General features: G+C 70.4%; 20 protein-coding genes and 1 pseudogene. 7 read left to right on the top strand and 14 right to left on the bottom strand.

The genetic code is table 11. The features are described 5' to 3' along the window. Nucleotides 1-8 precede the first annotated feature (8 nt). Nucleotides 9-1,235, top strand: coding sequence for an RNA-guided endonuclease InsQ/TnpB family protein (locus ACSYGN_RS08660; RefSeq protein WP_460393563.1), 1,227 nt, complete (start codon nt 9-11; stop codon nt 1,233-1,235). Nucleotides 1,236-1,269: 34 nt separating this feature from the next. On the opposite strand, the gene ACSYGN_RS08655 is transcribed toward ACSYGN_RS08660, so the two are convergent. The 3 genes from ACSYGN_RS08655 to ACSYGN_RS08645 all read right to left on the bottom strand — a co-directional run bounded on the left by ACSYGN_RS08655 (nt 1,270) and on the right by ACSYGN_RS08645 (nt 5,117). After that, nucleotides 1,270-1,677, bottom strand: a complete 408-nt coding sequence (locus ACSYGN_RS08655; RefSeq protein ID WP_460393561.1) for a DUF742 domain-containing protein — start codon at nt 1,675-1,677, stop codon at nt 1,270-1,272. 315 nt (nt 1,678-1,992) lie between these two features. Further along, nucleotides 1,993-2,469 (bottom strand): roadblock/LC7 domain-containing protein, encoded by a 477-nt coding sequence (locus ACSYGN_RS08650; protein ID WP_460393559.1) that lies wholly within the window; start codon nt 2,467-2,469, stop codon nt 1,993-1,995. Further along, a complete protein-coding gene (locus ACSYGN_RS08645; RefSeq protein WP_460393557.1) occupies nt 2,466-5,117 on the bottom strand; it encodes a sensor histidine kinase in 2,652 nt (883 codons plus the stop codon). The genes ACSYGN_RS08650 and ACSYGN_RS08645 overlap by 4 nt, the downstream gene beginning before the upstream one ends. A 446-nt stretch (nt 5,118-5,563) precedes the next feature. On the opposite strand from ACSYGN_RS08645, the gene ACSYGN_RS08640 reads away from it, so the two are divergent. Both ACSYGN_RS08640 and ACSYGN_RS08635 read left to right on the top strand, forming a co-directional pair. Continuing rightward, the gene (locus ACSYGN_RS08640) at nt 5,564-6,523 is read left to right on the top strand and encodes an ABC transporter substrate-binding protein (RefSeq protein WP_460393555.1); all 960 of its coding nucleotides are present in this window, start codon (nt 5,564-5,566) and stop codon (nt 6,521-6,523) included. Between the two features lie 9 nt (nt 6,524-6,532). After that, nucleotides 6,533-8,197: an aromatic amino acid ammonia-lyase gene (locus ACSYGN_RS08635; RefSeq protein WP_460393553.1), complete on the top strand. Its 1,665-nt coding sequence runs from the start codon at nt 6,533-6,535 to the stop codon at nt 8,195-8,197. A 150-nt stretch (nt 8,198-8,347) separates the two neighbouring features. Here the strand turns inward: ACSYGN_RS08635 and ACSYGN_RS08630 are convergent. From ACSYGN_RS08630 to ACSYGN_RS08595, 8 genes and pseudogenes are all read right to left on the bottom strand, one after another. Next, nucleotides 8,348-9,339 (bottom strand): annotated as a pseudogene (locus ACSYGN_RS08630) (IS5 family transposase). A 204-nt stretch (nt 9,340-9,543) separates the two neighbouring features. Continuing rightward, nucleotides 9,544-10,920: a glycoside hydrolase family 43 protein gene (locus ACSYGN_RS08625; RefSeq protein WP_460393551.1), complete on the bottom strand. Its 1,377-nt coding sequence runs from the start codon at nt 10,918-10,920 to the stop codon at nt 9,544-9,546. A 227-nt stretch (nt 10,921-11,147) separates the two neighbouring features. Next, on the bottom strand, nt 11,148-11,765 hold the full coding sequence (locus tag ACSYGN_RS08620; protein WP_460393549.1) for a GTP-binding protein: 618 nt from the start codon (nt 11,763-11,765) through the stop codon (nt 11,148-11,150). Further along, complete coding sequence (locus tag ACSYGN_RS08615; protein WP_460393547.1) at nt 11,752-12,111, bottom strand: DUF742 domain-containing protein; 360 nt, start codon at nt 12,109-12,111, stop codon at nt 11,752-11,754. The genes ACSYGN_RS08620 and ACSYGN_RS08615 overlap by 14 nt, the downstream gene beginning before the upstream one ends. 1 nt (nt 12,112) lies before the next feature. Next, entirely contained in the window at nt 12,113-12,541 is a 429-nt protein-coding gene (locus tag ACSYGN_RS08610; protein WP_460393545.1) for a roadblock/LC7 domain-containing protein, read from the bottom strand. An 11-nt stretch (nt 12,542-12,552) separates the two neighbouring features. Next, nucleotides 12,553-14,958: a sensor histidine kinase gene (locus ACSYGN_RS08605; RefSeq protein ID WP_460393543.1), complete on the bottom strand. Its 2,406-nt coding sequence runs from the start codon at nt 14,956-14,958 to the stop codon at nt 12,553-12,555. Between the two features lie 255 nt (nt 14,959-15,213). Beyond that, on the bottom strand, nt 15,214-16,227 hold the full coding sequence (locus ACSYGN_RS08600) for a substrate-binding domain-containing protein (RefSeq protein WP_460393541.1): 1,014 nt from the start codon (nt 16,225-16,227) through the stop codon (nt 15,214-15,216). A 278-nt stretch (nt 16,228-16,505) separates the two neighbouring features. Continuing rightward, entirely contained in the window at nt 16,506-16,961 is a 456-nt protein-coding gene (locus ACSYGN_RS08595) for a tellurite resistance TerB family protein (protein ID WP_460393539.1), read from the bottom strand. Between the two features lie 225 nt (nt 16,962-17,186). Between ACSYGN_RS08595 and tatA the strand changes: the two genes are divergently transcribed. Continuing rightward, on the top strand, nt 17,187-17,375 hold the full coding sequence (tatA, locus tag ACSYGN_RS08590) for a Sec-independent protein translocase subunit TatA (RefSeq protein WP_460393537.1): 189 nt from the start codon (nt 17,187-17,189) through the stop codon (nt 17,373-17,375). 84 nt (nt 17,376-17,459) lie between these two features. Here tatA and ACSYGN_RS08585 read toward each other — a convergent pair whose 3' ends face one another. Beyond that, nucleotides 17,460-17,954: a DUF6114 domain-containing protein gene (locus ACSYGN_RS08585; protein ID WP_460393535.1), complete on the bottom strand. Its 495-nt coding sequence runs from the start codon at nt 17,952-17,954 to the stop codon at nt 17,460-17,462. Next, a complete protein-coding gene (locus ACSYGN_RS08580) occupies nt 17,951-18,655 on the bottom strand; it encodes a DUF6230 family protein (RefSeq protein ID WP_460403305.1) in 705 nt (234 codons plus the stop codon). The genes ACSYGN_RS08585 and ACSYGN_RS08580 overlap by 4 nt, the downstream gene beginning before the upstream one ends. Nucleotides 18,656-19,283: 628 nt before the next feature. On the opposite strand from ACSYGN_RS08580, the gene ACSYGN_RS08575 reads away from it, so the two are divergent. Further along, nucleotides 19,284-19,925 carry a Tat pathway signal sequence domain protein gene (locus tag ACSYGN_RS08575; protein ID WP_460393533.1) on the top strand — a complete coding sequence of 214 codons (642 nt, stop codon included), beginning with the start codon at nt 19,284-19,286 and terminating at the stop codon, nt 19,923-19,925. A gap of 61 nt (nt 19,926-19,986) precedes the next feature. Here ACSYGN_RS08575 and ACSYGN_RS08570 read toward each other — a convergent pair whose 3' ends face one another. Then, entirely contained in the window at nt 19,987-20,922 is a 936-nt protein-coding gene (locus tag ACSYGN_RS08570; RefSeq protein WP_460393531.1) for a lytic polysaccharide monooxygenase auxiliary activity family 9 protein, read from the bottom strand. Nucleotides 20,923-21,465: 543 nt separating this feature from the next. On the opposite strand from ACSYGN_RS08570, the gene ACSYGN_RS08565 reads away from it, so the two are divergent. Then, nucleotides 21,466-22,113, top strand: coding sequence for a ScbR family autoregulator-binding transcription factor (locus ACSYGN_RS08565; RefSeq protein ID WP_460393529.1), 648 nt, complete (start codon nt 21,466-21,468; stop codon nt 22,111-22,113). Between the two features lie 159 nt (nt 22,114-22,272). After that, the gene (cyc2, locus tag ACSYGN_RS08560) at nt 22,273-24,426 is read left to right on the top strand and encodes a germacradienol/geosmin synthase Cyc2 (RefSeq protein WP_460393527.1); all 2,154 of its coding nucleotides are present in this window, start codon (nt 22,273-22,275) and stop codon (nt 24,424-24,426) included. The last annotated feature ends 431 nt before the right edge of the window (nt 24,427-24,857 follow it).

The raw sequence follows: 24,857 nt of genomic DNA, 5'->3' as shown, positions 1-24,857 counted from the left end.
ATGATGCCATGACGACACCATGGAAAACGGCGGAGGACACCGGGTACGCCCGGTACACCTACCGGCTCCGCGTGTCGTCGACCGCCCGCAAGGCGCTGCTCGCCGAGTGGGACCGCTGCCGGTGGGTGTGGAACGAATGCGTGGCCAAGTCCCGCGCAGTACACGCCCTCAACCGCGCACACCCGAACGACAGGCTGACGTGCGGTCCGGCGCAGCTCGACAAGATGCTGACCGAGTCCCGTGCCAGGCTGACATGGCTCCGCGACGGCGCGAGCGTCCCTCAGCAGCAGACCGTCCGCGACTTCGCCAAGTCCCGCTCCAAGGCGCTGAAGGACATCGGGAAGCGGCTGCCGGTCCGGCAGCGCGCCGGGATGCCGAGGGTGAAGAAGAAGCGTGAGGCGCTGCCGACGCTGAACTACACCACCCGGGGTTTCCGGCTGAAGGACGGCCGTCTGCACCTCGCTGGTGGGATCGTTGTGACGGTGGTGTGGTCGCGGGACCTGCCGTCCGTGCCGTCCTCGGTGCGCGTGTACCGGGACAGCGTCGGCCACTGGTTCGCGTCGTTCGTCGTCGCGACCGAGGTGCAGCCGCTGCCCGGGACGGGCGCCGTGATCGGCATCGACTGGGGCGTCAGGGAGACCGCCACCACCACGTCCGACGCGCACGACCTGCCGCACACCCAGCACGGGAGGACCGCAGCGCAGAAACTCGCCCGCTACCAGCGGATGACGGCCCGCCGAAAGCCCGCGCGCGGTCAGGCCGCCTCCAAGGGCTACCGGACGGCTCAGACGCAGGCCGCGAAGCTCCACAAGAAGATCGCCCGCCGGCGGCAGGACACCGCCCGCAAGTGGGCCAAACGCGTGGTCCGCGACCACGACGCCATCGCCGTGGAGGACTTCCGACCGAGGTTCCTCGCCAGGACCACCATGGCCCGCAAGGCGGCCGACGCCGCGATCGGCGCCACGAAAAACGCACTGATCGAGATGGGCCGCAAGCACGGGCGCGACATCCGCCTCGTGCATCCCGCGCACACCACCACGGACTGCGCATCGTGCGGAGCGAGAACCAAGCACGCACTGCCTCTCTCAGAACGAACGTATGCCTGCACCGCATGCGGAGCCGCATCCCCCAGGGACAAGAACTCCGCACGCGTGATGCTGGTCCGGGCTGGTCTCAACCCGGCTGGTACCGAGGGCGCAAGACCCCCGGGAGCGCTGCTCCCGGAGGCAGCCTGAGCCAGGAATCCCCCTCTTCAGGAGGGGGAGGACGTCAATCACTTACCCCTATGGAATCGGGGATGGCGCGGAGGCCATCGATAACCCTTCGCAGGACGGAGGCGTCGTGGACGACGCCGGTATCGGGCACATGCACCGTCAGCTGCCCCGCGGCGCGCAGGTCCTCGGCGAGGACCCGCACCACGTTGAGGTGCAGCCGCAGCCTGGCCGCGATCTCCGCGATGGACTGCGGTATGCGGCAGGCGGCGACGATGTCGTACTGCTCGAAGGAGAGCCGGTCCAGCCCGGCGAGACCCTCGGCGGTGGCGACCACCTGGGTCTCGACCGGCACCGGCCTGCCGATCGCGGTGGGTGCCACCCGGCCGGCGGTGACCAGGAACGGTCGTACGGCGGGGGCGGGTCCCACCGGGTCGGGGCCCGGAGGCGTCGTGCCGTCCGCCATGGATGTCTCTTCCTCTCTCGACGTGCTGCCGTTCGGGGCGTCCGGCGTCCGGCCGACGTCCGGCTGGCGGATCGGGCCGGAGACGCAGGGCCGGGCACCTGCGCCCCGGACACGGCGGACAGGCGGCGACCCCCGTCGCGTCGTCCTGCTCCCCGCCGTGCCTCCACGCGCACCGGCCCCCGCTCACCGGCCTCCGCCGGCACCGGTCCATTCCGCTGAACGGCCTTCCGCCGAACGGCCTTCCGCCGAACGGCCTTCCGCCGAACGGCCTTCCGCCGAACGGCCTTCCGCCGAACGGCCTTCCGCCGGACCGGCTCAGCGCGCCGACGTCATGCCGACGCTGTTCTTCAGCTCCAGCACCAGCTGCGGATTGAGCGCGGCGCCCGCACGGTTGGCGAACAGTGTCATCTCGTAGGCGATGTTGCCGAGCTTGGCCTCCTTGTCGGTGACGACGCCGAGCACGGCGCCGTTGCCGATCGCGGAGACCAGCACATGGCCGCCCTCCAGGTCGATGATGACCTTGTTGAGGGCGCCCAGGCCGTAGTTGCCGGAGGCTCCGGCGGCCAGGCTGGTGATGCCGGAGACGATCGCGGCCAGCCGCTCGGAGTCGGCGTGCTCGCGCAGCTGGGACACCGCGATGAGCAGTCCGTCCGAGGACACGGCGATGGCGTCCACGACGCCCGCGGTCTCGGTCGCGAAGCGGTTCAGCAGCCAGGTGAAGTCGGCTGCCGCGGCCCGTAGGTCGGTCGGCGTGCTGCCTCCCGGGGCTGCGCCTCCTGTCGATGTACTCACTGCTCGGCTCCTTCCGGGAGGTCGTTCTGGTCGTGCCGGTCGTGCCGGTCGTGCGGGGGTCGAAGGGCCGACTGGCCGCTGTCGCGGTTGGCCCGTGCCACGGCGGCCTCGAACTCGTCGAGGGAGTCGCGCACTTCGTCCGCGTCGGCGGGTCGTGCAGCCTGGCGCGCGGCCTGTGCCGCGGCGTCGGCGGTCGTCCGGAGCGTGGCGCCCCGGACCCGGCGCCGCAGCGGATGGGGGCCGCCCGGGCCGGCGCCGTCACCTCCCGCGCCGCCGGGGCCTGCCGGGCCGGACCCGGTGGGCCCGTGCGGGTGGGTGGTGTCCTCGGTACGGCTGTGCTCGGTCACCGTCGCCTCGGTCCGGGCCCGCGGGATCAGCGGGGGCGTGTCGTCGGTCCCCGTCGTCTCGCGCCGCGGGACCCGGCGGGGGAGGCGGTCGGGGTGGTCGGGGGCGGCCGTGTGGTCGGGGAAGCCTGTCTCGGCGTCGAGTGCGGTCGACGGGACGGGGCCCGAGGGCGCAGGGGGCGGGAGGGGCGCGGGTGCCGTTTCCGGTGCCCGCGGCGACGGTACGACGCCTGCCGCGGTGCTCGCTTCGGCGGGCAGGGGCTGCGCTTCGGGCAGCTCGTGCCCGACGGACTCCGCCGACGCGGTGCGCCGGGAGCGTGGACCGCCGTGCCGGTCGCCGGTGTTCATGTCCTCGGTGGCCAGCGCGCTCATGGTCAGCAGCAGCGACGGCGGCAGGGACACCTCGGTGGTCACACCGCCGCCCGGGGTGCGGGAGAGTGTGACGCCGATGTTCCAGCGGCGCGCGAGGGCACCGACCACGAACAGGCCGAGCACCTTCGTCGGTACGACGTCGAGGCGCTCACGGCGCACCAGACGCGCGTTCTCCTCGGCGACCCGCTCGGGGCTCATGCCGAGACCGTGGTCGGCGATCACGATGAACGTGCCGTCCTCACCGGAGCGCACGGTCACCTCGACGGGGCTGCCCGCCGGGGAGAACGACACGGCGTTCTCCAGGAGTTCGGCCATCATCAGGGTGAGGTCGCCGATGACGTCCGGCTCCACCACGGCCTCGGTGCCCGCGTGCAGCCGTACCCGCTGATAGCCCTCGATCTGGCCGAGCGCTGCGCGCACCACATTGCTGAGCGCGGTCGGACCCGAGTCCAGCACCGTCTCCCGGATGCCGGCCAGCAGCATCAGGCTGTCCGCGTTGCGGCGCAGACGTACGGCGATGTGGTCGATGGAGTACAGCCGCTCCAGCAGCGCCGGGTCGGTCTCGCCGCGCTCCACCGCGTCGATCAACGAGAGCTGACGTGCCGTCAAGTTGCTGACGCGGCGCCCCACGTTGCCGAACATCTCGGCGACGTTGCGCCGGCCGACTACCTGGCGTTCCAGCAGTGCGGCGGCCCTGGTCTGGACATGGTTGAACGCCTCGGCCAGCTCGCCGATCTCGTCCTGCGCGGTGACCGGCATCTCGCGCAGCCGCGGCGGGCCGTCGTCCTCCGCGTCGTCGTCGGCCACCCGGGCCAGTTCGCGCCCGGCGACCTCTGCGACCTCCTGCGCGGCCCCGGTGAGGGCCTGCACCGGCCGGATCACCGAGCGCCGCACGGCCACCGCGAAGGCGATCCACAGCGCGAAGGCCAACAGTGCGAAGCCGAGCAGCAGAGCGGCGCGCCACTGGGCGTCGGTCGATGATTTGTCGGCCCGGTCGGCGATCTGCCCGACCAGCGAGGTCGTGATCGCCAGACGGGACTTGGCCTGCTGCGGGTAGGACGGGTAGTCGCGCATCGCGTCCCGGAAGGCCGCGCGGATCTGCGCGGGGGAGTCCTTCTGGAGTCCGCTCGGGTCCACCTGGAGCCCGGCGTACGCCTCCGCGATGTCCCGCTGGGCGGTGCTGTGCTCGATCCCCGCCAGCTCGTCGCCCTGCTCCTCGGAGGCGAACCGGCCGAACCGGTCGGCCTGGTAGGAGTACACGTCGTAGGAGCCGACCGCGCTGGTGTACTCGATGAGCGCGTTGGTGTCGCCTGTCGTCGCCGAGAACACGCTGGTCTCGAAGGACGCGTGGGCGGCGTTGGCGCGCAGCAGCGAGTCGAGCAGATTGCCCGTGAAGGTGGCCGCGAGTGACCCGTTGCGGTCGAGACCGAGTCCGTCGATCAGGGACTTGGCGGCGTTGGTGTACGCCGGGTCGATGTTGGACGCGGGCAGATAGCTCTGCTCGATGGTCACCCGCAGCACGGACAGACCGCTGACCTCCTTCAGCGCCTGCTCCTCGGTGTCGGGCAGCCGGTCACCGAAGGCCTCGCGGACCTTCTCGACCTGCGCGTCGACCCTGGTCTGCGCCGCACGGAACGCGGCGAGCGAGGGCCTCTTGCCGGATTCCGCGGCCTCGTGACGCACCGACAGGAGAATGGCCTGCTGGTGCTCGATCTCCACACGGTCGACGAGGACGGCGACCTGGGCGCTGTCCCGGACCAGCCGTGCCGCCGTCTTGGCGCTCTGAGACTGGCCCACCTGGTCGGTGATGAGATACGCGAGCAGGATCGCCACCACCGCGAGCGGCACACCTACCAGCAGGTTCAGCTTGCGCCGGAAGGGCCAGCGGTTGGCGAAGCCACGGACAGGCGCGTCCACCGCTTTCGTGGACACCGGGCCTCCTTCGTGGGGGGTGTCTCCACCCGGACCTGAGGGGGTGTTTCCACCCGTGGAGCAAGGGCGTCGCCGCCCCTGAAGCGTGTTGCGTGACGACACCGTAGCGGGCCCCGTGCACCGCGTGACGGACGTCAACTCGGCTGAGACTATCGCCTTCCTGAAGCGACAATCACTCGCCCTACGTCAAGAATCCATCACAAAGAGCACTTGTTCCGCCGTGTTTCATGCGCAGTTCGTTCACAAGTGCCCGCGTATCGAAGCCAATCGGTGATCCAAGACCACTTGACTGACGGAGAACGACCTGGATTGGATCGATGACAGCGGATTCCGACCCACCGCTTCCTGACCCACCCCTGCCCGATCACAGCCTGCCCGATCACCACCCGGCATCAGCCTGATCGGCACCGCCCGATCCACACATCCCCGAGCCCGGAACTGGAATCGTGACTGCAAACGCCCACAGCAGCAGGTCCCTCAGCAAACACTCCGGCGCGGCGGTTCTTGCGCTCGCCGTGACGTCGGCCCTGCTGGCGGGATGCTCCTCCGACGACAGCACGTCCGACAACCCGCTGAACGACAGCAAAGCGAGCGGTGACAGCGTCGTCGTCGGCTCCAACAACTTCGCCGAGAGCATCCTGCTCGCCGACATCTACGGCGAGGCCCTCAAGGCCAAGGGCATCAAGGTCACCTACAAGCCCAACATCGGCACCCGCGAGACGACGTACGGCCTGCTCAAGAACGGGTCCATCACGGTGCTGCCGGAGTACAACGGGGCGCTGCTGGCCTACCTCGACCCGAAGGCCACACCGAAGACGGTCGAGGCCACGACCGCCGCGATCAACGCCAAGCTGAACTCCAAGCTGACGCTGCTCGACGCGGCGCCCGCCCAGGACAGGGACTCCGTCACCCTCAACGCGGACACCGCCAAGAAGTACAGCCTGACGTCCAAGTCCACCATCGCCGACCTCAAGACCGCGGCGAAGGACCTGGTCATCGGCGGCTCGCCGGAGTTCCAGACCCGCCAGCAGGGCCTGGTCGGCCTGAAGTCGGTGTACGGCGTGGAGTTCAAGTCCTTCAAGGCGCTCGACGCGGGCGGCCCGCTGACCGTGGCGGCGCTGAAGAAGGACACGGTGCAGGCCGCGGACGTGTTCACCACGGACCCGACCATCAGCCAGGAGAAGTTCGTCGTCCTCCAGGACCCGGAGAACCTCTTCGGCTTCGAGAACGTCCAGCCGCTCGTCTACAAGTCGGGCCTGTCCCAGAAGGGCGTCGACGCGCTCAACGCGGTCTCCGCGAAGCTCGACACCTCGACACTCCTCGACCTGGACACCGACGTCCAGTCGAAGAACATGGACCCGCTGGTCGCGGCCAAGACCTGGCTGCAGTCCGTCGGCCTCATCTGACGGCCGCAGTTGGACAGCGCCACTGACGACCCGACGCGGGTGTCCCCGGACGCCGGGGACACCCGCGTCGTGCTCGACGGCCGCGCGCTAGGCGTCCCCGGACTGGTCCGCCTCGCCGACCGCGCCGCCCTGCCCGCCGTCGCGCCGGAAGCCCTCGACCGGGCCCGGCGCGCCTGGGCGAACGCCCAGCGGCTCGCCGCCGAGGGCCGCTGGTACGGCCGCGGCACCGGCGTCGGCGCCCACCGGTCGGTGCCGGTCGAGCCGCACGACGAGGCCGAGCACGGCCTGCGGCTGCTGCGCAGCCACGCGGGCGGCGCCGGGGCGCTGCTCCCGGCCCGCCAAATCCGCGCGATGCTCGCCGTGCGCGCCAACCAGCTGCTCGCCGGCGGCTCCGGCATCCAGCCAGCCTTCATCACCGCCCTCACCGAGGCACTGCGCCTCGGAGTACACCCCGCGGTCAACGAGTACGGCGGCGTCGGCACCGGCGATCTGACGGCGCTCGCCCAGACCGGCCTGACCCTGATCGGCGAACGCCCCTGGCTCGCCGGCACCGGACGCGAACAGGCCGCAGCAGCCGAACAGGCCCCACTGGCCGAACAGGCCGCAGCAGCCGAACAGGCCGTAGTGCCCGTACCGGACACCGTCCCGCCCGGCCCCGCGGGCACCGCCCCCTCGGACGCGGCGCCCGGCCCCGTGGACACCGGCCCCGCGGATCCGGCCCTGTCGCTCACCCTCCCCGCCCCCGTCACCCCGCAGCCCGGTGACGCCCTCGCACTTCTCAGCAGCAACGCCCTGGCGCTCGGCCAGGCCGCCCTCGCCGTGCACGACCTCGACATCCTGCTGAGGGCCACACATACGGTCGCGGCCCTCTCGCTCGCCGCGGTCTCCGGCTCCCCGGAGGCCTACGCCGCCCCGGTGCACGCCCTGCGCCCCTACCCCGGCCCGGCCCGCGCCGCAGCCGAGGTGCGGAGGCTGCTCGGCATGGCCGACCGGCCGTTCGGCACCGGCCGCCGGATCCAGGACCCCTACGGCTTCCGTGCCTTCCCCCAGGCGCACGGCACCGCCCTGGACGCCGCCGAACGGCTGCGGCAGGTGATCGAGGTGGAGATCAACTGCCCCTCGGAGAACCCGGTCCTGGACCCCGACGGCACCGCCGTCCACCACCACGGCGGTTTCTACGCCGCCCCGCTGGCCCTCGCCCTGGACTGTCTGGGCCTCGCCCTGCTGGGGACCGCCCAGTTGTCCGCCGCCCGGCTGTCCGCGCTGACCAGACCCGACCTCACCGGACTGCCCGCATTCCTGGCCACCGGGCCCGCGAGCAGCTCCGGCACGATGATCCTGGAGTACACCGCCAACTCCGCTCTCGCGGAGCTGCGTTCCTGTGCCGTGCCCGCCTCGGTGGGGCACGCCGTCCTCTCGGACGGTCTGGAGGAGGCGGCGAGCTTCGCGGGCCAGGCCGCCCGCCAGGCACTGCGCGCGAGCGATGCCTATGCGATCGTCCTGGCCTGCGAACTCGTCACCGCCGTACGGGCGTTGCGCCTGCACCCGGGACCGCCGCCGGTCCTGGCCTATGCCGTCGCGGCGGCCGCGCTGCCCTCCGGCACCGAGGACCGCCCGCTGTCCGGCGATGTGGCGACGGCGGTGCAACTCCTCCCGGAACTAGCCCGGTTGTAGACGGTTCCTTTCCGGGTGCCGCTGCTCAGAGCCCCGAACAAAATGGGCGCCTGGCTCGCGACGCCTGGCACGCACTCCCCCAAGCTCTTCGAGCAGGGGGTACCCCCGGCCGCGTTGCCGGAAGGTCCTAGGGCGCGTATTGAGTCGTGATCACTGGGTAGTCCGAGTGAGGTCTTTGACCCAGATCATCGAGGCGCGCAGTTGGAGGCTGGCGAGGTAGCTGCCGGGGGTCTTGTCGTATCGGGTGGCGATGCCTCGCCATGCCTTGAGCCTGTTGATCAGGCGTTCGACGGTGTTCCGGTCCTTGTAGAGGTCGGCGTCATGGCTGACGGGCCGACCGCCTCTGGAGCCCTTCTTCTTCCGGTTGGCGGCCTGGTCCTTCTTCTCCGGGATGACCGCTTTGATACGGCGTTTGCGCAGGTGGGCGCGGTTGCCGCGGGACGAATACGCCTTGTCTCCGGCGACCGCGTCCGGCCGGGTGCGGGGACGGCCGACGGGCCCGCGCACCCGCACCTTGTTCAGTACGGGGATGAACTGCGGGCTGTCCGCGGCCTGGCCCGCGGTCAGGATGAACGCCAGTGGGCGGCACTTGCGGTCGGCAGCGAGGTGGACCTTGCTGGTCTGCCCGCCTCTGGAGCGTCCGAGGAGGGCGGCCTTCAGCCGGAGTTTGTGCCGTCGTCGGATGCGTCTTCGTTCTTCCCGCGCGGGATCTTGACCGCTTTGTTCTTCGAGGCCGCCCCCTTTGACCTGGCCTTCTCTTCCTCTGCGGCGGCCTTCTCCAGGGCGGTTACGGTGTCCTCGTCGAGGTGCATCCCGGCTGCGTCGTGGTGGGCCCGGGCGGTGGTGGAGTCGATGCTGACCAGGGACAGGTCCACCTCACCACGCTTGGCGGCCTCCGCGATCAGACCCTCCAACAGGGCCTCGAAGACCCCGGCGTCACGCCACTGCCGGAAGCGGTTGTGGACGGTCGACCAGGCGCCGAACTCCGTCGGCATCTCCCGCCACTGCCCGCCCGTCTTGAACCGCCAGATCACGCCCTCGAACTGCTGCCGCAGCCGCTCGGGGTACGGGCCGTACTCGCCGATCGGCAGGTACGGCTCGATGAATTCCCAGTCCGCGTCGGTCAGTTGCACTCGTGTCACGTCAGACGGTCTATCGGACCGAGCCGTGCCCCGAAGGCACATCCCGCAGATTGATCACGACTCGATACGCACCCTAGTAGCTCCTCCCCCGAGCTCTCGGCTTCGCTCGAGCAGGGGGGACCCCCATCGAGGACCTTCCGGCGCCTTGCGATCGCACGCACCAGACGCCGCGAGCTGATCGGACTCCCATTTTGTTCGGGGCTCTCAGTAGCCGACGGAGAAGGTCGCGTCCTGGAGCTCGGTGGCCGTGGAGACCGGGTCGATGCGCAGCACGTAGTTGGAGTGACGGATGTAGCGGGTCGGGTTGTTGTACGACCGGAAGGACGCCCACGAGGAGTCCGCGAGGCCGGCCGTGCGATAGAACGTTGCGTCCGCGGCGTACGCCGACGTGCCGTCGTTGACGTCCAGCTGGAGCTGGTAGTTGTAGTGCCGCAGATAGCGGGTCGGGTAGTTGACCGACTGGAAGGACACCCCGGCGCTGTCGGCGAGGCCCGGGACCAGCTTCCACTGCGAGTCGGTGTACGGGTCGAAGGGGTACTCGTCGATGCGGCCGACGTAGTTGGAGTGGCGGACGTAACGGGCCGGGTAGTTGTAGGACTTCAGCCGGTTCCAGGCCGGGGCGCCCCACTTGGCGAGCAGGTTGTCGTACTCGGTGGTGGTGATCGGCTGGATGCCGGCGTGCTTGGAGTTGACCGGCTGGGTGTAGAGCTTCTGGTCGAGCGCGGTCCAGGTGCCGGAGGCGAGACTGCTGGACTGCCAGGCGTAGAACACCCCGTTGGGGGTGTAGGTGTCGCCCCAGAGGTACCAGGTCCCGGTCGACTGCGATTTCGCCAGGATCGGGGCCTCGGTGCCGCCGTGCGAGGCGGGGGTGCTGAACACGGTGAAGCTGCCCGGGTCCAGCGTGCTGGAGCGGGCGCCCACCAGGGTCTGGTCCTTCTTGAAATAGAGGTAGTTGACGCCGTTCACGCCGACGGCCATGTCGCCGTCGATCACGTCGTAGCCCGGGTCGAAGAAGACCTGCGGGTCGGACACCGTGACGAAGTCGCTGGTGTAGTTGACCATGATGACGTTGTGGCCGCTGGAGTTCACGGCCGAGTAGATGAGCGCGTACTGGCCGCGCCCCGCGTCCCAGAAGGCCTCCGGCGCCCAGGCGTGGGTGGCCATGTCGTGCAGCTTCAGGCGGTGGTAGCCGGTGAAGGTGCGCAGGTCGGTGGAGTTCCAGACATGCACGTACTGGCTGATGTAGGTCCAGTCGGTGCCCTTGAGATCGGTGGCCAGCACCACGAAGGTGCCGTCCTGCTTGCGCAGCACGAACGGGTCGCGCAGCCCGAGGTCGCCCTCGGTGGGCGTGACCACGGGGTTGTTCTGGTTGAGCGGCGTCCACTGCAGCGAGTCGGTGCTGACGGCGAGATGGAGGCCGTAGTCGGTGCCGGTGCCGCTCGGCGACTCGGTGAAGTAGACCATGACGTACGCCGATCCGGCCGCCCGGGCGGAACCGGCGCCGAGGGCCAGGGAGAGCGGCAGGGCGGCGGACATGCCGAGCAGGCCGCGGCGGGACAGTCGGGGGGCGTGGGGTGTCATGTCGCTCCAGGGGGTGCGGGTACCTGAGATCTGACGAGATTTCGAACATGGTTCGGAAAGTCGGTCAGAAAGTAGGAGCGCTGACGAGTTCGCGTCAATGGCGGATGCGCTCTTGGCCGGATCTCGACGCGAACCTGTGAACTGGCGTGGCGGAGCCTGTGGGGTGGCGAGTGCTGGGTGCCGAGTTCAGGGGGGAGGGCTCGCGTCACCGACGGGGCCGAACGGCCTCAGCGGCCGTGTCCGGTGAGCCGCCCCGACCCGTCGGAACTGCGCGCTGTGGCGATCAGCTGGTCGATCAGCGCTATCAGCACGTCCCGGCACGAATCCCGTTCCCGCGCGTCGCACAGCAGCACCTTGGCGTGCTCCGGCAGCGCCAGCGAATCCCGGATCTCCTCGGGCGGATAGGGATGCTCGCCGTGGAAGCCGTTGACGCCGACCACGAAGGGGATGTTCCGGCGCTCGAAGAAGTCGATCGCGGCGAAGCTGGTCTGCGGCCGCCGTACGTCGATCAGGACCACCGCGCCCAGCGCGCCGATCGCCAGGTCGTTCCACATGAACCAGAACCGCTGCTGCCCCGGTGTGCCGAACAGATACAGCACCAGGTCCGAACTGATGGTGATCCGGCCGAAGTCCAGGGCCACCGTGGTGGCCGTCTTCCCCTCGATGCCGTCCAGGTCGTCTATGCCCAGGCCCGCGGTGGTCAGCGGTTCCTCGGTGCGCAGCGGCGCGATCTCGCTGACCGACCCGACCAGGGTCGTCTTGCCCACGCCGAAGCCCCCGGCGATCAGGATCTTGACCGTGTCCGGGGCCGACCCGGCCCGGGCGGTGGCGCTAGAGCCGGCCAAGGCCGTCCCTCACTTTCTGAAGCAGTTCCAGATCGGGTGCGGTACGGGAGACGGGATGCGGCGGACGGGCGGTGATCCGTCCCGCCTCCAGCAGATCGCACAGCATGATGACAACCACGCTCACCGGCAGGTCGAGCAGCGCCGCGAGCTCCGCCACGGCGACCGGCTCGGCGCACCGCCGCAGGATCCGCACGTGCTCCGGCTGCGGCCGGGTCGCCCACGGGGGCGGCGGATCCACCGCGGTCACCGTCGTGATCAGGGTGAAGTCGGCGCGGGAGGGCCGGGTCCGGCCGCCCGTCAGTGTGAACGGCCGTACCAGCCGGCCCGCCGCGTCGCCTCCGCTCACTTCACTCGCCGCGGTCCGACGGGACGGCGCCGGCCCGCGGAGCCGCGCTCAGATGCTCGCCGATCTTCTTCACCAGCATGTTCATCTGGTACGCCACCACGCCGACGTCGGCGCCCTGGCTGGTCAGCACCACCAGATGGGCGCCCGGCCCGGCCGAGGTGAGGATCAGATAGCTGTGTGCCATCTCGATCAGCGCCTGGCGCACCGGACCGCCCCGGAAGTCCATGCTGACGCCCTTGCTGAGGCTCATCAGCCCGGACGCGGTGGCCGCGAGCCGCTCGGCGTCGTCCCGCAGGAACCCGGTGGACTTGCTGACCACCAGCCCGTCCTCGGAGAGCACGACGGCGTGGTTGACCTCGGCGACCCGTTCCACGAGTCCGGTCAGCAACTGGTCGAGCTGGGTGTGGGTGGCGGGGATGGGGCGTGTCATGGTGATGTCCTTCATGAACGGTCGGCGGGCGGCGTGGGGCTGACGGGGCGTCCCGCGGCGGACACCGGGCGGACCGTTTCCTCGGCCGCGGTCGGATCCTCGTCCTCCCCGTCGTACGGCGTCGGCGCGCCCTCGTCGCGCGCCTGGAGCGTGCCGCGCTGGAAGCCTGCCAGGGAGGAGGCGGCACGCTCGGCGGTGAACTCGCTGAAGTCGCTGAACTCGTCGAGGGTGTCCTTCTCCTCGGGACTCCTGGGCTCGTCGAACAGCTCCGCGGCGAGGCTGGTCTGCGGCACCCGGCGCGGCAGCGGGGTGAGGGCGCCGTTTCTGGAGGGTCGGGGCGCGGTCGGGGTGTCGGCGCCGGGGTGGCCCTGCCTGGCGGCGGGGCGGGGGCCGGGGACGACCGGCTCGGTCCCGGCCCCCGCCCCGGCGTAGGAGCCGGTCCCGGCCGTGACCTCGGCCCGCGGCTCGGGCGTCCCCATGTCGTCCGCGGTGTCCAGGACCACGATCTCGTGCGGCACCACCACGATCGCCGTCGTACCGCCGTACGGCGACGGGCGCAGCGTCACCGCGACACCGTGCCGGGTGGCAAGCCGCGCCACCACGAACATGCCGAGTCTCAGATCGTCGGCGAGACCCGCCACGTCGAACTGCGGGGCCACCGCCAGCTGGGCGTTGAAGGAGGCGTAGTCCTCGTCGGACAGGCCGAGCCCGCGGTCCTCGATCTCGATGGCGAGCCCCTTGGCGACCATCGCCGCCGACACCGCGACCGGGCTCGGCGCCGGTGAGTACGCCGTCGCGTTGTCGATCAGCTCGGCCAGCAGATGGATCACGTCGGCCACCGCGGGCGGCGCCAGCGACACCTCCTCCTCGGTGTGCACCTCCACCCGCTGGTACTCGGCGACCTCGCCGACGGCACTGCGCAGGATGTCGATCAGCGCGACCGGCTCGGTCCAGCTGCGGCGCGGCTGCTCACCGCTGATGATGACCAGGTTCTCCTCGTAGCGGCGCAACTGGCTCGCGGCGGAGTCCAGTTCGTAGAGCCCCTTGAGGACCTCCGGGTCGTTGTGGGTGCGCTCCAGCGCGTCCAGCTTGGTGAGCTGGAGGTTGACCAGGTTCTGGCTCTGCCGGGCGATGCCCAGGATGACCTTCTGGAAACCGCGCCGGGTGTCGGCCAGTTCGACGGCGGTGCGCACCGCCGTACGCTGGGCGGTGTTGAACGCCCGTGCCACCTGGCCGAGTTCGTCACCGCCGTAGTCCAGCGGCGGGGTGGCGAGCTCCACATCGACCTTCTCGCCCCGGTCGAGCCGCGCCACCACGTCGGGCAGCCGCTCCTCGGCGAGGCCCAGGGTGGCCATCCTGAGGCCGTGCAGCCGACGGGACAGCGAGCGCGTTATCCGCATCGACATGCCGACGCTCAGCAGCAGCGCCACCAGGCCGCCGGCGCTCAGCGAGAAGGCCGTCACCAGCAGCCCGTGTGCCTTTTCGGCGCTGTGGGTGAGCAGCGTGGAGGTCTGCCCGCTGATCAGCGTGGAGTACTCGTCGGAGACCACCCGCAGCGAGGTCCGCCACTGGTGCTCCATACCGGGCTGCAGAATCCGTCCCTTGCCGTTCTTGGTGGATTCGGCCGAGAGCACCGTGTCCTCGATCGTCTCCAGGGCCTTCCAGTCCGAGCTCTGCAGGATCGCCTCGGTCTGCGACTTGGCCCTGCCCGTCAGGGACGGCATGACCTGGTCCTTCACCAGCCAGCGGCGGGTGCTCACCAGTTGGGTGAAGGTGGTCCACGCCTCGTCGTCCATCACACCGGTCGGCCCGGACAGGGTGAGCTGGGCGTCCTCCTGGGAGACCAGCTCGGCCGCGTGTTCCAGGGCGATCAGGGGACCGGCCTGCGAGGTCAGATCGCCGTCGTCGACCTGGGACAGCTCCTGGAAGCCGTGGATCTGGTCGTCGATGATCGAGGTGTACTGGTCCAGCACCTGTGCCGCGGTGATGTCCGTCAAGTCGTCCACCTGGCCCCGGTAGTACTCCAGGCTGCTCACCGAGGCCACGACCGAGTACAGCCGGTCCTTGACGCGGGTGGGGACCTGTTTGATCGCGTCGGCCTGGCGGACCAGCTTCGCGACCGCCTCGTCCGTCTTGCGGCGCTGGGCGTCCAGTTGGCCCCGCGGGCCCTTCGGCGTCGCCAGCATCTGCGCCGACATGCTGCGCTCCTGCTGGAGAGCGAGGGTGGCCTCGGTGCCCATGGCGCCGGTCGACCGGCTCAGCTGCGTCTGGGAGCGCAGATCCAGGCCCTCCGTGAACATCTGCGTCGTCGTCACACCCCACATGGCGGTGAGGGTGACGCTGGGCACCAGCGCCAGGAGGATCAGGGAGGTACGAATGGTGCCGAGATGGCGCCGGGGACCTGTCCGTGGAGACATCGTCGTCCTAGGGCGAGCAGCGAGGGAGTTGGCGGGGTCGGAGCGGGCGGAGGGCTGGATGGGAGTCGAACGGGCTGGTGGAGCAGGTGGGGACGGGGGACGGGTGCGGCGGGTGGCTGCGGGTCCGGTGGAGCGCAGGGGGTGCGCAGATGCTATCCGTGCAAGTGACCGTACGCACGGTGAGGGTGGACACAACTGCCGCCGAATGCACCCAAGGTGCCGGGCCGGACCCGCCCGGAGGGTGCCGCCGACGGCTCAGCGTGTGCCGCCCGCCGCGAGCTTGGCGACCGACGCCACGTTGGTCTTCGTCACGAACGCCGGGCCGGTGAGCACCGGGGCAGCGCCGCCGCCGCTGATGTTGCCGTTCGTCCGGTACAACCACAGCGCGTCCACGGCGAGATACCCCTGGAGATACGGCTGCTGGTCCACGGCGAACTGAACGTCGCCGCTCTGCACGGCCTTCACCAGATCGCCGTTCAGGTCGAACGTGGCCACCTGGGCCCGGGCGCCGGCCTGCTGCACCGACTTCACCGCGGCGAGGGCGGGCTGCGCCCCCAGCATCACCACTTCGTCGATGCTCGGGTCCTGCTTCAGGCGCGCAGTGACGGACTCGGTCACCGCGTCGGTGTCGGTGCCGTCCGCGTACAGGATGTCGGTCTGGCCGCCGAACGCCTTCTTCACCCCGGCGCAGCGCGCCTCCAGGGCGACATTGCCGCGCTCGTGGATCACACACAGCGCGTGCTTGGCCTTGAGGGCGTCCAGTTTGTCGCCCACGGCGCGGCCCGCGACGCTCTCGTCCTGCCCGACGTACTCCAGCGCCCCGTCGGCCTGCCAGGCGCCGATACCGGAGTTGAGGCCGACGACCGGGATGCCCGCGGCCTTGGCCTGCGCGATCGGGCCCTTCATGGCCTCCGGCTTGGCGAGCGTCAGCGCGATGCCGTCGACGCCGTCGCGGATCGCGTCCCGGACCAGTTCGGCCTGGCCGGCGGCGTCCGGGTCGCTGGCGAAGGTCAGGGCGATGTTGTCCTTGGCGGCCGCGTCCTCGGCGCCCCTCTGCACCCGCGCCCAGAAGTCGTCGCCCTTGGCGCCGTGGGCGACCAGGGCGACCTTGAACCGGGCGTTGCCCTTGCCTGCGGTGGAGCCCCCGGAGCCGCCGCCCGAGCCCGAGCAGCCGGCCAGCAGCAGTACACAGACGGCGCCGATGGCGCCGACGGCGATCGCGGCCGGGCCGCGCGTGCGTCTGTCAGAGGCGGATGGTGGAGTGTTCATGAGGGTACGGCACCTCACTGTGCGGCCGAGCAAGGGGAAGCGGAAGCCCGGCCCGGCCGGTGACGCCGCCCGGGTGACTCTCCTGGGCCGGAGCCAACCGTGTGGGGCCGCCGGTAGTCAAGTGACCAGCCACTTGGTGTGAATTCTCGCTGCCGCATTGTGATGATCGGAGCGCGGCCCCGGGGGCGGCGGGGCGTGCGGCGTCCTACGTCCTGCTGCGGGTGCCTGTACGGCCGTACCGGCACCCCCCGCAGCAGGACGTAGGACGCCGGCGGTTCTCAGAGGTCGAACTCGTGCGGGGGAAGATCGAGCGTGTAGCACGCCTCGCGGACCACTGCCTGCTCGGTTTTGTCGAAGTCGCCGTCCGCGCCGCCGATCACGATGCCGATCTGGATGACGGCCCGAGCCTCGGCGGGCTTCTTCTTGGCCTTGGCCACCTCCTGGAGCACGCTCACCTTGCCGAACGCGAAGTCGGTGACGAGCTTGTTCAGGTTCTCCTCGAAACGGCGCCGCAGATCGTCGGCCGGGAAGTTCTGGAGGACCTCGTTGGTGGCGATGAGCTGGGCGACACGCTGCCGCTCCGAGGGGTCCACGGTGCCGTCGGCTGCCGCCACGAGCGCGCACATCGCCATGCTGGCGTCACGGAACGCGCCGCTCTTAAGATCGTTCTTCTTCGCCACGAGCTGGGTCTGCATCTGAGACGCGGACTCCTTGACACGGTCCCACAGGGCCATCGGAACTCCAGGTGGTGATAGTCGAACACGAGTCTGCAGATGTAGATCCACAGGGGTGGATCGACAACACCGTGGAAACTGGCGGGGCGGTGGATAAGTTCCGCTTGGTTCCGCGGCGTCCTTACCCATCGCTCACCTTCTGCACCCGGTCCGGCTCACCCCGGGTTGTACCGTTGCGTGCGGTGACCACCGCAGCGGTGGACCTGATCTGGAGGAGGGGCGGTCATGCTCCGCAACGGACTGGAACCCTGGCATCTGCTGGTCGTGGCCGTCGTGTTCCTCATGCTGTTCGGCTCGAAGAAGCTCCCGGACACGGCGCGGGCCCTGGGCAGGTCGATGCGCATCCTCAAGAGCGAGGCGAAGGCGATGAAGGACGAAGATCCCGCTTCCGGTCCCGCTTCCGGGACGCAGTGACGGAAAAGCCCGGTGTCCCCTCCGCCGAAGCGGACGGGACACCGGGCTGAGCGTTCCTTCTTCCGGGTGAGTGCGGGGAAGGCGTCAGCCCGCCTCCGCCGTGCTGGGGACCGCCGATGCGAACGCCTCTCCGGCGTCACCCGTCTCCGCGGTGCCGGCGGCCTCCTCGGCCCCCTGGCCCTCCCGCAGCGCCGCCTCCCGGGCGGCGGCCTTCCTGCGCTGCCGCCGACCGATCCGCGGCTCCTGGTCGGGCAGCCAGCCGAAGGCCATGCAGCTGCCGGTGGCCCCGAGGAGCAGACCGATGAAGAAGCCGCCGAGGTTGGACGTCACCCAGGTTCCCAGCGACAGCAGGATGCCGAGGATGGAGTAGAACAGCCGCTGGGCCGGGTTGAAGAGCACCAGCAGCCCGCACACCATCATCAGCACGGGCAGCAGAAGGCCGGCCACGCCCTGCATACCGATATGGAGGAGCACGCCGAGCGGTGCCTTCATGGTCACCAGGATCTCGGCGCCGCCCACGGTGAGCAGCACCCCGCCCACGAACGGCCGGCCGCCCCGCCACTGCCGGAAGCGGGTCATTGCGGGCAACCCTCGCTCCCGAAGCGCATGTGCAGGTCGGGCAGCTTGAACACGGCCGCGGTGGCGGCGTAGTTGTGCTGGTAGAGGTGGTTGATGACGACGCCGTCCGCCTGCTGGCCGTAGACGCCCTTCGGACCCTGGACGCCGGCCTTGTCGAAGGTGCTGGCGTCGCGGCCGATCTCGATGTTGTTGAACGACGCGTCGCCCTTGATGTCGTCCGAGTCGATCGCGAGGTTCGACACACTGACCGGCTTGGACCCGGCGCCCGCGGTGAGGACGAGCTGGATGCCGCCGAGGTCGACGCTCTGGCACATGTTGGTGAGGGTGCCGTTCTTCACCACCGAGGTGACGACCAGCTCCTGGCCGCCGGTGTCCCCGGCGTTGGGGCTGTTCTCGATCATGTTGTCGAGCCCGCCGAACTGCTCGAAGCCGGTGCCGTCCAGCTTGTCGGCGGTGACCACGAACGGCATGCCGGAGATGGCGAACTGGACGCCGAGGGCGCCCTGGGCGGTGAGGACCGCGAGGCCGGCGGTGACCGCGGCGGCCGGCACCGCCATGACCGCGGCCCGGCGCAGCCGGACCCGCCCGCGTCTGTGGGGGCCTCCGCCGGTCACGGCGGACGCCGGTGCTTCTGGTCCGGAACCGGTGTCGGGGTTCCCGGGGGTGTTGTCGGCGGACGAGAAGTCCGAGGACGAGGCCATGTCTGCTCCCATGGGCATAGTCATGCGGGTTGGGCTTCAGTGGCACGTTGTCCTGGCGCGGACAGCGGCTGCCGCGCACCCGTCCGTGCAACTCCCGGCGTCGCAGGGGCTTTGTGGTTACGCGGCAGTAGCCTTCCAGGAAGTTACCGGGGGTTACATTGAAGGGTCAAGGGAGTTGTGAAAAACGGGTGTCGATGATGTGACACCCGCCGACCGTAATATCAACTTCCCTGCAATGTCTTGACGTTGACGGAACATCAGGTCTACAACTCTGCCTGACTTCCCCCCAGGATCCGTGGCGCCGGATCCGCCGCGCGGCACACCGTCCGCGTTCCCGGGACTGTCCCGTCACCCCCCCTTCCGTCGGGGCGCTTTCTGCCCCGGCCCAGTTCAGTGCGGCACGGACACGGTCGGCTTCCCCCTTCGCCCGTGTCCCGCCACCTCGCGCCCGGCCCGGCCGAAGACCTTCCCCCGGAGGGACTTCGGCCGGTGACCGGCCGAGGCCGTCGCCGGTCCGTCACGTACGGAGAAGGCGTGACGGACCGCGACGGCCGACGCCGGTCCGCCTCGGCCCCACGGGGCCCGAACCCACCCTCAGCAGCCCCACATCGAAGAAAGAGGCACCCGCATGCGTACCCGAACCCTCCTGGCCCTCGCCGGTACCGCCGCCGCGCTCTCCCTCACCGCCGTCCCCGCCTCCGCCGCCGACACCCCGGTCCTCACCACCGACGCCGGTGCCGTCGCGGTCGGCGACGTCCTCACCGCCCCCCTGGCGACCGGCACCAACGCCACGCTCTACTCCAGCGCCACCGGCACCAGCGGCGTCAAGTGCTCCACCTCGCAGTTCACAGCCACCGTCACCGGCAACCCCACCGCCCCGGGCACCGCCACGGAGTCGGTGAGCGGCCACACCTTCACCAGCAGCAGCTGCACCAGCAACGTCCTCGGTGTCACCGGCGTCACCAGCATCACCGTCGACAACCTGCCCTACACCACCAGCGTCACCTCCGGCGGCGCCCTCACCGTCTCCGCGGGCAGCGCCGGCGCGATCCAGACCACGGTCAAGCTGCGCACCCTGCTCGGCTCCATCACCTGCGTCTACCAGGCGTCGAGCCTGACCGGCACCGCCGACAACAGCGACCACAGCATCAACTTCACCAACCAGCAGTTCACCAAGGTCTCGGGTTCGACGCTGTGCTTCGCGAACGGCTACTTCACCGCCAAGTACGCCCCGGTCACCGACGGGGGCGCGACGGTGACCGTGAACTGACATTCCGTTGCAGTGAACTGATGGACCATCAATCTGCTTGTATGTAAAGGGCGTTGATGGATCAGCGGCTGCTGCGCAGTCGCACCAACAAGGCGGCGCCCCCGGTGAGCACCAGCACCGCGGCGGCGCCGCCCGCCACGAGCGGGGCCGAGGGCCCCGAACCCTCGCGGGTGGCCGAGGCCACCGGGGTGCTCGCCGACTGCGGCGCGGCCGGTGCCCCGGTGGTCCGGCTGCCCGCGTCGGACGTCGCGGCGGGCCTGCCGGCGGCGGTCGCCCCGGTCGAGGGTGTGGACGTGGCGGACGTCGATGCCGAGGGCGCCGCCGAAGCCGGCCGGGACGGTGAGGACTTGGACCCGCCGCCCGTGAACACCACGTCGGAGCACGAGTAGTAGGTGTCCGGTGTGCTGGTGGTCTGCCAGATCGTGTACAGCACCTGCCGGCCCGTACGGTCCGACGGCAGCGTCGCGTTGATGCGGTAGGCGCCGTCCGTCAGGGGCGGGTCCGTCACCTCGGCGAACGGCCGCTCGGGCAGGTCGGACCACGTGAGTGCGCGGGTGGGGTCGTAGCCGGGCTTCGTGAGATAGAGCCGGAACGTGCCGGTGTGCGGGATCGGCGCGGCGTACGTCATCGTCAGCCGGGCGCCCGGAGCGAGCCGGGTGGAGGGCCAGTCGGAGCGCGGCAGATCGAGCCCCTTGTAGTCGGACAGCCCGCCGCCGCACAGTTTCCCGTCCGGGATCACCTGCCGGTCCCTGCCGTTCACGTCCGGCACCCGCACATTGTCGAAGAGGGTGAAGGGCGCGCCGTTCGCCGCGACCGCCGCCCGGCAGGCGGCCGTACGCGCGTCGGCGCCGCCGTCGGGAGAGCAGGCGAAGGTCCGGCTGACCGGGCTGGTGGGCGCGCCGTGCGCCTGTGCGGGACCCGCCGCCCACAGGGCGAGCACGGCTCCGGCCGCCGCGGCGGCTCCGACGGCCCTGAAGGGTGCGGTGGTACGGCTCATCGGGGACGTCTCCTCGGCCGGCGCGGGACGGTGAACGGTAACGAGCAGTACGGGCGGGCGGCGTGGTGCGTTCAGCCCGTCCTCGGTCCGCCCCTCGTCCGCCCTCCGTCCGTCCTCGGTCCGCCCGAGTCGTGCCTCGCCACGTTGAAAACAAACCGTTCGGCTCGTAATCTGGCGATCTCCGGGTCGAGCGCCCGGTCGCCAGTCATGGCCGCGTGGCAACGAGGGAGGGCGTGCTGCGACCGCGAACACTTGCGAACGCCGTGGCATCTGCGGCCTCGTACACATCCGTTACACGTGTCGTTCGACCATTCTGCATGCGAACGGCAGCGCGAAATGGCCGAAAGACAAGGGTGTGGGGCGGGTGTCGAGCGTTCCCGTCGCTTCCCTTATGGTTACTGATGCGTGAACCGTCATGTACGAGTGGTGACCAAAAACAAACGGCGCGTCCGGTTTTCTCCGTCTTCGATTCCGCGCTCGATCCCGTTCTTGATCCCGTTCTTGATCCTGTTCCCGATTCCGTCCCAAGGGGGAGTCCAGCCGATGGCGAGGCAGTTACGCGCCGAGCAGACCCGCGCGACGATCATCACGGCCGCCGCAGACCTGTTCGACCGTCACGGCTATGAATCGACAAGCCTGAGCGACATCGTCGAGCACGCCCAAGTCACCAAAGGCGCCCTCTACTTCCATTTCGCGGCCAAGGAGGACCTGGCCCAGGCCATCCTGGAACTCCATGCCCGTCAGTCCCGGCAGGTGGCACGCGAGATGGAGAGCCGCGGCTACTCCTCGCTCGAGTCGTTGATGCGCACCACGTTCGCCTACTCCCGCCTCGCCGTGCAGGGCCCCATCCCGCGCGCGGGACTGCGGCTCGCCGCCGGCGAGGTCGAGGTACGGCCGCCGCTGCGGCACCCCTACGCCGAGTGGCTGGAGATCACCTCGCGGCGGCTGGTGGGCGCGGCCAAGGAGTCGGACATACATCCGGACATAGACGTCGAGGCCGCCGCACACTCCCTGGTCTGTTTCTTCGTCGGCACCCGCGTCGTCGGACGCACCCTCGAACCGGTCGGGCGCCATCCCCGCCGCCTTGCCGAAATGTGGCACCTGGTGATCCGGGGCATGGTGCCCGTGCCCCGCCGCGCCCGCTATCTCACCCTCGCCACCCAGCTGGAGCGGGAGATCAGGATCCCCTGACGGGTCGCCGCCGCCCTCCGCCGGACCGCCCGCGCGCCCCACACTCGGTGAACACCATCGCCCCCGCCGGAAGTTGCCGTTCCGGCCACGGTTCACGCAATGGTGTGATCAGCCCCGGCCCCGCGGATGCCCGCTCGGGACCACGGGTAGGGCCCGGCCATGACGCAGCCGTTCGAACTCCCGCACTTCTACATGCCGTATCCCGCGCGGCTCAACCCGCATGTCGACGAGGCGCGCGCCCACGCGACCGGGTGGGCCCGCGAGATGGGCATGCTGGAGGGCTCCGGGGTCTGGGAGCAGGCCGACCTCGACGCGCACGACTACGGACTCCTGTGCGCGTACACGCACCCCGACTGCGACGGCCCCGCCCTCTCGCTCGTCACCGACTGGTACGTGTGGGTGTTCTTCTTCGACGACCACTTCCTGGAGATGTACAAGCGCACCCAGGACCGCGCCGCGGGCAAGGCCCACCTCGACCGGCTCCCGCTGTTCATGCCCCTGGACCCCGCCGCGGACGTGCCCGAGCCGCTCAACCCGGTCGAGGCCGGCCTCGCCGACCTGTGGGCGCGCACGGTCCCGGCGATGTCCGCCGACTGGCGCCGCCGATTCGCCGTGGCCACCGAGCATCTGCTCAACGAGTCCCTGTGGGAGCTGTCCAACATCAACGAGGGACGCATCGCCAACCCCGTCGAGTACATCGAGATGCGCCGCAAGGTCGGCGGCGCCCCCTGGTCGGCGGGGCTCGTGGAGTACGCGACGGCCGAGGTGCCCGCGCAGGTCGCCGAGAGCCGTCCCCTGAGGGTGCTGATGGAGACCTTCTCCGACGCCGTCCACCTGCGCAACGACCTGTTCTCCTACCAGCGCGAGGTGGAGGACGAGGGCGAGCTGAGCAACGGTGTGCTCGTCCTGGAGACCTTCTTCGGCTGCACCACCCAGCAGGCCGCCGACACCGTCAACGACATCCTCACCTCCCGGCTCCACCAGTTCGAGCACACCGCGCTCACCGAGGTCCCGGCGATCGCCCTGGACCAGGGCCTCACCCCTGCCGAGACCGCGGCGGTGGCGGCGTACGCCAAGGGGCTGACGGACTGGCAGTCCGGCGGCCATGAATGGCACCTGCGCTCCAGCCGCTATATGAACGAGGGCGCCCGCTCCACCAGCCCCTGGCACGGTCCGACCGGCCCCGGCGCCTCCGCCGCCGACGTCGGCGCGCTGCTCGCCACGGCCGCCGCCGAACGCCTGCGCGCGTACACCCACCAGCCCTACCAGCGGGTCGGCCCGTCCCTGCTGCCCGACTTCCACATGCCCTTCCAGGCACGGCTCAGCCCCCACGTGGACGGCGCCCGGAGCAGCCTCGCCGCCTGGATGCACACCATGGGCATGCTCCAGGAGGGCGTCTGGGACGAGGACCGGCTCGCCGCCGCCGACCTCCCGCTCTGCTCCGCCGGCATCGACCCGGACACCACCCCCGAGGCCCTCGACCTCAGCGCCCAGTGGCTGGCCTGGGGCACCTACGGCGACGACTACTACCCCCTCGTCTACGGCCACCGCCGCGACCTGGCCGCCGCCCGTCTGACCACGGCCCGCCTGTCGTCCTGCATGCCCGTCGACGGCGAGGCCGTCCCCGGGCCCGTCAACGGCATGGAACGCGGCCTGATCGACCTGTGGGCCCGCACCACCGCGGCGATGACGCCCGACCAGCGGCGCACGCTCAAATCGGCCGTCGACTCGATGACCGAGAGCTGGGTCTGGGAGCTGTCCAACCAGCTCCAGCACCGTATCCCCGACCCGGTCGACTATCTGGAGATGCGCCGCGCCACCTTCGGCTCCGACCTCACCATGAGCCTGTGCCGGATGGGCCACGGCCCCGCCGTACCGCCCGAGGTGTACCGCAGCGGACCCGTCCGCTCCCTGGAGAACGCGGCCGTCGACTACGCCTGCCTGATCAACGACGTGGTCTCGTACCAGAAGGAGATCGAGTACGAGGGCGAGATCCACAATGCCGTCCTGGTGGTGCAGAACTTCTTCGGCATCGACTACCCGACCGCACTCGGCGTCGTCCACGACCTGATGACCCAGCGCATGCGCCAGTTCCAGCACGTCGCCGCCCATGAGCTGCCCGTCCTGTGCGAGGACTTCGGCCTCTCGGACGAGGCCCGCGAGATCCTCGCCGACTATGTCACCGACCTGGAGAACTGGATGTCCGGCATCCTCAACTGGCACCTGTCCGTGGACCGCTACAAATCCGCCTACCTCGCCCGCCGCGCCCACGGCTTCCTTCCGGATCGGGCACCGGTGATTCCGGTGGGGTGAGGCCGGGCGGTGGCGTGAGCTGTGGCGGGCGCCACTGAGCGGCCTCGGCGAAGTCGACGACGGTCCGGCAGCACCCAGGGGCGCGGGGAACTGCGCGACCAGCCACAGCGGGCCCGCAGACGGTCGACGGCCCATCGTGGCGCTTCCCGCGGAGCGCTCAGGTGTCTGCCGGGCGTCCCCGTCGGCCAGTCCGAGGGTCGGGTGCCCGGTCATCGGCGTGGCGTGAGCTGTGGCGGGCACGACTGAGCGGCTTTGGCGAAGTCGACGACGGTCCGGCAGCACCCAGGGGCGCGGGGAACTGCGCGACCAGCCACAACGGCCCCGCAGACGATCGACGGCCCCTCCTGCCGCTTCCCGCGGAGCGCTCACGCGGTGCCGGTGTTCGAGCCGAGGGGTGATTCCGGGAAGCCGGGGGCGTCAAAGGCGCCTCA

The sequence above is a fragment of the Streptomyces sp. YIM S03343 genome (assembly GCF_054729195.1).
The sequence above is the reverse complement of the archived record's forward strand: the minus strand, read 5'-3'. Positions and strand labels throughout refer to the sequence as shown.

What these genes read in the sequence shown, in the direction of transcription:
- ACSYGN_RS08660 (WP_460393563.1), top strand. Translation starts at nt 9, where the DNA reads ATGACGACACCATGGAAAACGGCGGAGGACACCGGGTACGCCCGGTAC.
- ACSYGN_RS08655 (WP_460393561.1), bottom strand. Translation starts at nt 1,677, where the DNA reads ATGGCGGACGGCACGACGCCTCCGGGCCCCGACCCGGTGGGACCCGCC.
- ACSYGN_RS08625 (WP_460393551.1), bottom strand. Translation starts at nt 10,920, where the DNA reads ATGACACCCCACGCCCCCCGACTGTCCCGCCGCGGCCTGCTCGGCATG.
- ACSYGN_RS08610 (WP_460393545.1), bottom strand. Translation starts at nt 12,541, where the DNA reads ATGACACGCCCCATCCCCGCCACCCACACCCAGCTCGACCAGTTGCTG.
- ACSYGN_RS08605 (WP_460393543.1), bottom strand. Translation starts at nt 14,958, where the DNA reads ATGTCTCCACGGACAGGTCCCCGGCGCCATCTCGGCACCATTCGTACC.
- ACSYGN_RS08600 (WP_460393541.1), bottom strand. Translation starts at nt 16,227, where the DNA reads ATGAACACTCCACCATCCGCCTCTGACAGACGCACGCGCGGCCCGGCC.
- ACSYGN_RS08595 (WP_460393539.1), bottom strand. Translation starts at nt 16,961, where the DNA reads ATGGCCCTGTGGGACCGTGTCAAGGAGTCCGCGTCTCAGATGCAGACC.
- tatA (WP_460393537.1), top strand. Translation starts at nt 17,187, where the DNA reads ATGCTCCGCAACGGACTGGAACCCTGGCATCTGCTGGTCGTGGCCGTC.
- ACSYGN_RS08585 (WP_460393535.1), bottom strand. Translation starts at nt 17,954, where the DNA reads ATGACCCGCTTCCGGCAGTGGCGGGGCGGCCGGCCGTTCGTGGGCGGG.
- ACSYGN_RS08580 (WP_460403305.1), bottom strand. Translation starts at nt 18,655, where the DNA reads ATGGCCTCGTCCTCGGACTTCTCGTCCGCCGACAACACCCCCGGGAAC.
- ACSYGN_RS08575 (WP_460393533.1), top strand. Translation starts at nt 19,284, where the DNA reads ATGCGTACCCGAACCCTCCTGGCCCTCGCCGGTACCGCCGCCGCGCTC.
- ACSYGN_RS08570 (WP_460393531.1), bottom strand. Translation starts at nt 20,922, where the DNA reads ATGAGCCGTACCACCGCACCCTTCAGGGCCGTCGGAGCCGCCGCGGCG.
- ACSYGN_RS08565 (WP_460393529.1), top strand. Translation starts at nt 21,466, where the DNA reads ATGGCGAGGCAGTTACGCGCCGAGCAGACCCGCGCGACGATCATCACG.
- cyc2 (WP_460393527.1), top strand. Translation starts at nt 22,273, where the DNA reads ATGACGCAGCCGTTCGAACTCCCGCACTTCTACATGCCGTATCCCGCG.